This window comes from Shimia sp., from assembly GCF_041624275.1.
Classification (GTDB): domain Bacteria; phylum Pseudomonadota; class Alphaproteobacteria; order Rhodobacterales; family Rhodobacteraceae; genus Shimia.
The window spans coordinates 1-6,756 of the sequence record NZ_JBFJVE010000169.1 but is presented as its reverse complement, the minus strand read 5'-3'; the positions used below and the strand labels follow the sequence as shown (position 1 = coordinate 6,756).

Annotated in this window: 6 protein-coding genes; 2 read left to right on the top strand and 4 right to left on the bottom strand. The window is 68.0% G+C overall.

Annotated elements, in window-relative coordinates:
* The 3 genes from ABZD10_RS12370 to ABZD10_RS12360 form a co-directional block, all read right to left on the bottom strand.
* Positions 1-332, bottom strand: a 332-nt coding sequence (locus ABZD10_RS12370) for a BatA domain-containing protein (RefSeq protein WP_372886885.1), incomplete at its 3' end; no start/stop codon positions are given.
* Positions 329-1,201, bottom strand: a complete 873-nt coding sequence (locus tag ABZD10_RS12365; protein ID WP_372886883.1) for a DUF58 domain-containing protein — start codon at positions 1,199-1,201, stop codon at positions 329-331. The genes ABZD10_RS12370 and ABZD10_RS12365, both read right to left, overlap by 4 nt.
* On the bottom strand, positions 1,198-2,205 hold the full coding sequence (locus ABZD10_RS12360) for an AAA family ATPase (protein WP_372886881.1): 1,008 nt from the start codon (positions 2,203-2,205) through the stop codon (positions 1,198-1,200). Before ABZD10_RS12360 ends, ABZD10_RS12365 begins: the two co-directional genes overlap by 4 nt.
* 67 nt (positions 2,206-2,272) lie before the next feature.
* On the opposite strand from ABZD10_RS12360, the gene ABZD10_RS12355 reads away from it, so the two are divergent.
* Together ABZD10_RS12355 and ABZD10_RS12350 are read left to right on the top strand one after the other, a co-directional pair.
* Entirely contained in the window at positions 2,273-2,863 is a 591-nt protein-coding gene (locus tag ABZD10_RS12355; RefSeq protein ID WP_372886879.1) for a DUF1285 domain-containing protein, read from the top strand.
* 40 nt (positions 2,864-2,903) lie between these two features.
* Positions 2,904-3,656 carry a hydroxypyruvate isomerase family protein gene (locus ABZD10_RS12350; RefSeq protein ID WP_372886877.1) on the top strand — a complete coding sequence of 251 codons (753 nt, stop codon included), beginning with the start codon at positions 2,904-2,906 and terminating at the stop codon, positions 3,654-3,656.
* 113 nt (positions 3,657-3,769) lie between these two features.
* Here the strand turns inward: ABZD10_RS12350 and polA are convergent, their stop codons facing one another.
* On the bottom strand, positions 3,770-6,613 hold the full coding sequence (polA, locus tag ABZD10_RS12345) for a DNA polymerase I (RefSeq protein WP_372886887.1): 2,844 nt from the start codon (positions 6,611-6,613) through the stop codon (positions 3,770-3,772).
* Between the last annotated feature and the right edge of the window lie 143 nt (positions 6,614-6,756).

The following is a 6,756-nucleotide window of genomic DNA, read 5'->3' as shown; positions in this document are numbered from 1 at the left end:
GGCCAGTCGGCGCCGGCGGCCCAGCTGCCGTCGAGCAGGATCGCGAGCCGCTTCTGACCGTCCTCCGCCGGCGCCGCCGGGTTCAGGACCGGCCCCGCCAGCCCGACGATCAGCGCCGCCAGGGCCAGGGCCCGCAGCAGCAGCAGCCACCAGGGCGTGCGCTCGGCCACGCTGTTCCGATCCTGCAACCCCAGCAGCAGCGCCACCCCGGGAAAACGCCGCCGGACCGGCGCCGGCGGCAGGGCCCGCAGAAGGATCCACAGAACCGGCAGGGCCAGCAGCCCCAGCAGCAGCCAGGGCGCGGTGAAACCTATGCCGAGCCACGGGGTCACGTTTTCTGCTCCAGCGCCCGGTAAAGCCACAACAGCGCCGCCTGCGCCGATTGCCCGGTGTCGTGAAACCCGAACTGCCAGCCGCAAAGCCGCGCCATCTGCCGCAGCCGGTCGCGGCGCTGCGCCAGTCGCCCGAGATAGTCCGGGCGCAGATCCGACGCCCGGCGGGTCTCGTGCGACAGCGTGCCGCCCATGCTTTCGAAGATCGCCCGGCCACGATAGGGAAAGGTCTCTTCGGCCGGGTCCAGCACCTGATAGATCACGCCGCGCACGCCGCGATCGGCCGCCTTGGCCAGCGCCGCCTCGACGGCTCCGATCTCGCCCAGAAAGTCGGACATGAACAGCGCCCGGGCATGGGGCAGCATGGCGCGCGTCTCGGGGGCACCGTAATCGCCGCCCGCGTCCTGTTGCAGCATCTCGGTCAGCCGCAGGATCTGCGCCTCGCCACGACGCGGCGGCAGCCGGGTGCCGCTGAGGCCGACCCGCTCTCCTCCGCGGATCAGCAGGATCGCCAGCGCCAGCGCCAGCAGCCGGGCACGATCGGCCTTGCTGCCCCCTTGGCGGTCCGAACCGAAGCGCATCGAGGGCGCCTGATCGACCCACAGCATCACCGATTGCGCCACCTGCCATTCACGCTGGCGCACGAATTCGGTATCGCCCCGGGCCGAGCGCCGCCAGTCGATCATCCGCGCCGGATCGCCGGGCTGCACCGGCCGGTATTGCCAGAAATCATCGCCCAGCCCGGCACGGCGCCGGCCATGCTCGCCCAGAAGCACCGTGCCCGCCAGCCGTTCCGCCCGCGCCAGCAGCGGCGGCAGGCGCGCCGCCTCGGCCTCGGCCCGGCGCCGCAGAGGGGCGGCTGCGCTCACGCGGCGGCTCCGATCCCGCCCCGCGCCGCCAATGTTTCGGCGATCAGGCCGGCAAGGGTCTCGCCCCGGGCGCGGGCGGCGAAATTCAGTGCCATGCGGTGGCTGAGCACCGGCGGCGCCAGGGCCGCCACATCCTCGGCCGAGGGCGCCAGCCGCCCCTGCAACAGCGCCCGCGCCCGCACCGCCATCATCAGCGCCTGCGCCGCGCGCGGCCCGGGGCCCCAAGCAACGCTGTCGCGCACGGTCTCGCTGGCGCCCGGATCCTGCGGCCGGAAGGAACGCACCAGGTCGAGAATGGCTTCAACCACGCTGTCGCCCACCGGCATGCGCCGCAGCAGGCCCTGCGCCGCGATCAGATCGGCAGCCGAAAACACCTGCCCCGCCGCCGCCTCGGCGACCCCGGTGGTGGCCAGCAGGATGTCGCGTTCGGTGTCGCGCGCCGGATAGGGCACATCGATCTGCATCAGGAACCGGTCCAGCTGGGCCTCGGGCAGCGGATAGGTGCCCTCCTGCTCGATCGGGTTCTGCGTCGCCAGCACGTGGAACGGCGCCACCAGCGGCCGGTCGGCGCCGGCCACGGTCACCTTGCGTTCCTGCATCGCCTGCAACAGCGCCGACTGGGTGCGCGGGCTGGCGCGGTTGATCTCGTCGGCCATCAGCAGCTGGCAGAAGACCGGCCCCGGCACGAAGCGGAAGCCGCGGCGGCCCGCGGCATCCGTGTCCAACACTTCCGAACCGAGTATGTCGGCCGGCATCAGGTCGGGGGTGAACTGGATGCGCTTGCCGTCAAGCCCCATCACCGTCGACAGGGTCTCGACCAGCCGTGTCTTGCCCAGCCCGGGCAGGCCGACCAGCAGGCCGTGGCCACCGCAGAGCAGCGTCGCCAGCGTCAAGTCGACCACCTCCTGCTGGCCGATGAACCGCGTCCTGATCGCCGCCCTGGCCCGGTCCAGCCGGTCGCCCAGCGCCTCGATCTCGCGCAGCAGGTCGGCATCTTCGGCCATGGCAAATCTCCTGTTTCGGATATATCCTCGACCGACCTTATCGCGCCCGGAAGAAATGGCAAAAACAATGAGCGGACACTTTCCCGTGAAACCCGATCCCGAAGGCATCGCCAGCGCCGCGCGCGCGGCGCAGGGCGACAAGGGGCTGCCCCCGGTTCACCTGTGGAACCCGGCCTCGTCGGGCAAGATCGACATGCGCATCGCCCGCGACGGCAGCTGGCACTATCAGGGCAGCCCGATCACCCGGCCACGCATGGTGCGGCTGTTCTCCACCATCCTGCGCCGGGACGGCGACCACTATGTGCTCGTCACCCCGGTCGAAAAGGTCGAGATCGAGGTCGAGGACGTGCCCTTCGTGGCCGTCGACCTCGAGGTGCGCGGCGCCGGCGCCGACCAGGTGCTGTGCTTTCTCACCAATGTCGGCGATCGCGTCGAGGCCGGAGCCGAAGCCCCGATCCGGGTGGCGCATGACCCCGAGACCGGCGCCCCGGCGCCCTATGTGCGGGTGCGCGGCAATCTCGAGGCGCGCATCGACCGCAAGAGCTTTTACCGGATGGTGGAACTGGGCGAGGAAGGCATGCACCAGGGTCAAAGCTGGTTCGGCCTGCGCTCGGGCGGGGTCTTCTTTCCCATTCAGCCGCTCGCCGATCTGGCCTGACGCCCCCCGCGGCCCGGGCCGCCATAGGAAGGAGGTCGCGATGATCCGCTTTGCCGCCAATATCAGCCTGCTGTTCACCGAGCTGCCGCTGCTCGACCGGATCGCGGCGGCCCGCGACGCCGGCTTCGACGCGGTCGAGATCCTGTTCCCCTACGACCACGACCCGGCGCTGATCCGGGCCCGGTTGCAGCACTGCGGCATGCCGCTGGCGCTGATCAACACCCCGGCCCCCGACTGGCAGAGCGGCGGTCGCGGCAGCGCCGCCCTGCCCGGTGCCGAAAAGCGGTTTCAACGGGAATTCGCCTACGCCCTGGAAGTCGCCGGGGCGCTCGGGGCGGAAAAGCTGCATGTCATGTCCGGGCGGGCCGGCGGCGCGGCGGCAAAGGAACGGCTGATCGCCAACCTGCACTGGGCCTGCGACGCCGCCGCCGGCCTCAACCTGACCATCGAGCCGATCAACACCACCGACATGCCGGGCTATTTCCTCGATGACTTCGACCTCGCCGCCGACGTGCTCGACCGCGTCAAAGCCGCCAACTTGTCGCTGCAATTCGACGCCTACCATGCCGCAAGAATCACCGGCGATCCCGTCGCCACATGGGCGCGCCACGGCCACCGCGCCACCCATGTCCAGATCGCCGACGCCCCCGGACGCCACGAACCGGGCAGCGGCCATATCGACTTCGCAAGCTTCTTCGCCCGGCTCGAGGCCACCGGCTACCGGGGATATGTCAGCGCCGAATACCACCCCGCCGACACGACCACGCGGGGTCTCGGCTGGCTCCGGCGCTGAAGCGCCAGCCCCGCCGCTTCATCTCTTGCCAAATACTCCGGGGTGAATTGGCCCCGCAGGGGCCAAGATGGGCAGCGCCCCCAGACCAAGGGATCTGCCCCCGCCCAAGGGGATCAATGCGCCTCGGCCCAGTTCGCCCCCTGCCCGGCATCGACGATCAGCGGCACGTCCAGCTTCACCGCCGGCTCCGCCGCGCCCTCCATCACCGCGCGCGCCACGGCGATGGTCTCCTCGACCGCCGCCTCATCGACCTCGAAGATCAGTTCGTCATGCACCTGCAACAGCATCTTGGCCGGCAGGTGGGCAATGGCGGCGGGCATGCGGATCATCGCGCGGCGGATGATGTCCGCCGCCGTGCCCTGGATCGGCGCATTGATCGCGGCGCGGGCGGCAAACCCGGCGTGCGGGCCCTTGGCATTGATCTGCGGCATGTGGATCCTGCGGCCGAACAGGGTCTCGACATAAAGGTTCTCTTTGGCAAAGGCCTTGGTCTCGTCCATATAGGCGCGAATGCCCGGGAAGCGCTCAAAATAGCGGTTGATGAAATCCTGTGCCTCGCCGCGCGGAATGCGCAGGTTGCGCGCCAGACCAAAGCCCGAAATGCCATAGATCACACCAAAGTTGATCGCCTTGGCGCGGCTGCGCACCTCGGGCGTCATCTGATCCAGCGGCACGTCGAACATCTCGGAGGCGGTCATGGCGTGGATGTCATGGCCGTCGCGAAACGCCTGTTTCAGCGCGTCAATGCCCGCAATATGCGCCAGAATGCGCAGTTCGACCTGGCTGTAATCCAGAGAAATCAGCCTCTTGCCCGGCTCCGCCACAAAGGCCTCGCGGATGCGCCGCCCCTCTTCGCTGCGCACCGGGATGTTCTGCAGGTTGGGATCGGTCGAGGCCAGACGCCCGGTATTGGCGCCGGTCTGCACGTAAGATGTATGCACCCGGCCCGTGTCCGGATTGATATGATCCTGCAGGGCATCGGTATAGGTGCTCTTCAGCTTTTGCAGCTGGCGATAATCCAGAACCCGCGCCGCGAAATCATGGGTCGCGGCCAGATCTTCCAGCACATCCGCCGGGGTCGACCATTGGCCTGTCTTGGTCTTCTTGCCGCCCTCCAGCCCCATCTCCTCGAACAGGATCGCCCCCACCTGCGCCGGGCTCTGCACGTTGAACTCACGCCCCGCCAGCTCATAAAGCTCGGCCTCGTAGCCGGCCATCTTCTGGGCAAAGGCATTCGACATGCGGCTCAGCGTGTCGCGATCGACCCTGATGCCATGCATCTCCATCTCGGCCAGCACCGGCGACAGCGGCCGCTCGAGCGTCTCGTAAACCGTGGTCACCCTGGCCTGATGCAATTGCGGCTTGAACTTCTGCCACAGGCGCAGGGTGATATCCGCATCCTCGGCGGCATATTTCACCGCGTCCTCAATCGGCACCCGGTCGAAGGTGATCGCCGACTTGCCGCTGCCCAGAAGCGATTTGATCGCGATCGGCTGGTGCCCCAGATAGGTCTCGGACAGGACATCCATTCCATGCCGGTTGAGCCCGGAATGCATCGCATAGGACATCAGCATGGTGTCGTCGATCGGCGCCACTGAAACCCCGTAGCGCCTGAAGATCTTGCAGTCATATTTGGCGTTCTGAAAGATCTTCAGCACCGACGGGTCTTCCAGCACCGGCTTCAGCACCGCCAGCACCTCGTCCAGCGGCAGCTGCCCCTCGGCCAGCTCATCGCTGCCAAAGAGATCATCCGACTGGCCCTTCCGGTGGCCGACCGGGATGTAGCAGGCCGCGCCCGGCTCCACCGACAGGCAGATGCCGACCAGATTGACGACCATCTCGTCCAGCCCCGTGGTCTCGGTATCCACCGCCACATAGCCGCGCGCCACGGCCTTGGCCGCCCATTGTTCCAGCCGCGCCCGATCCCTGACCCATTCATAGGCCTCCGCATCGAAAGGCAGGTTTTCGGGCACATCCGCAGCCTCAGCCGCACCGCTTGCCGCACCGCTTGCCGCAGGGGCTTCGGCAAGCACCGGCGGCACAACCCCGATCTGTTCGGCAATGCGCTTGCTGAGGGTGCGGAACTCCATCTCGGCGAGGAAGGTCATCAGCGCCTCGGGGTCCGGCTCCTGCACCTCCAGATCTTCCAGGCTGAAATCAAGCGCCATGTCGCAATCGAGCTGCACCAGCCGTTTCGACATCTCGATCTGCTCGCGCTTCTCGATCAGCGTCTGGCGGCGCTTGGGCTGCTTGATCTCCTCGGCGCGGTCCAGCAGGCTCTCCAGATCGCCAAATTCGTTGATCAGGAGGGCCGCGGTCTTGATGCCGATGCCCGGCGCGCCCGGCACGTTGTCGACACTGTCGCCCGCCAAAGCCTGCACATCGACCACCCGCTCGGGGCCGACGCCGAATTTCTCCTGCACGCCCTCGCGGTCGATGCGCTTGTTCTTCATCGCATCCAGCATCTCGACCCCGTCGCCGACCAGCTGCATCAGGTCCTTGTCCGAGGAAATGATGGTGCAGCGCCCGCCGGCTTCGCGCGCCCGGCAGGCCAGCGTGGCAATGATGTCGTCGGCCTCGAAACCCTCGATCTCCTTGCAGGCGATGTTAAAGGCGCGGGTGGCCTCGCGGGTCAGCGGGAACTGCGGCACCAGATCTTCGGGCGCGGGCGGGCGATTGGCCTTGTAGAGATCATAGATCTCGTTGCGGAAGGACTTGCCGGAATAGTCGAAGATCACCGCCACATGGGTCGGCGCATCGGGGCCTGTATTGCCCTCGACATAGCGGTGCAGCATGTTGCAGAACCCGGCCACCGCGCCGATCGGCAGCCCGTCGGACTTGCGGGTCAGCGGCGGCAGCGCGTGATAGGCGCGGAAGATGAAGGCCGAGCCGTCGATCAGATGCAGATGACAGCCCTTGCCAAAGCCGGTTTCGCCGGTGTCTTCGCCGGTGTCCATGTCGCGCGCCTCCCCCTGTTTGCTTTGCGCCTTCTTGCCATGGGCGCGGGGCCGGTGCCAGCCGGAAAACCGCTCCGGCCCGGCCCCGGCACCGCCGCGCCCCTTTCTCTTGCCGGAAATATCCCGGGGGGTCACAGGGGGGC

Bases quoted from the DNA above. Each gene is read 5' to 3' on its own strand.
- ABZD10_RS12350 (WP_372886877.1), top strand. From the start codon at position 2,904: ATGATCCGCTTTGCCGCCAATATCAGCCTGCTGTTCACCGAGCTGCCG.
- ABZD10_RS12360 (WP_372886881.1), bottom strand. From the start codon at position 2,205: ATGGCCGAAGATGCCGACCTGCTGCGCGAGATCGAGGCGCTGGGCGAC.
- polA (WP_372886887.1), bottom strand. From the start codon at position 6,613: ATGGACACCGGCGAAGACACCGGCGAAACCGGCTTTGGCAAGGGCTGT.
- ABZD10_RS12355 (WP_372886879.1), top strand. From the start codon at position 2,273: ATGAGCGGACACTTTCCCGTGAAACCCGATCCCGAAGGCATCGCCAGC.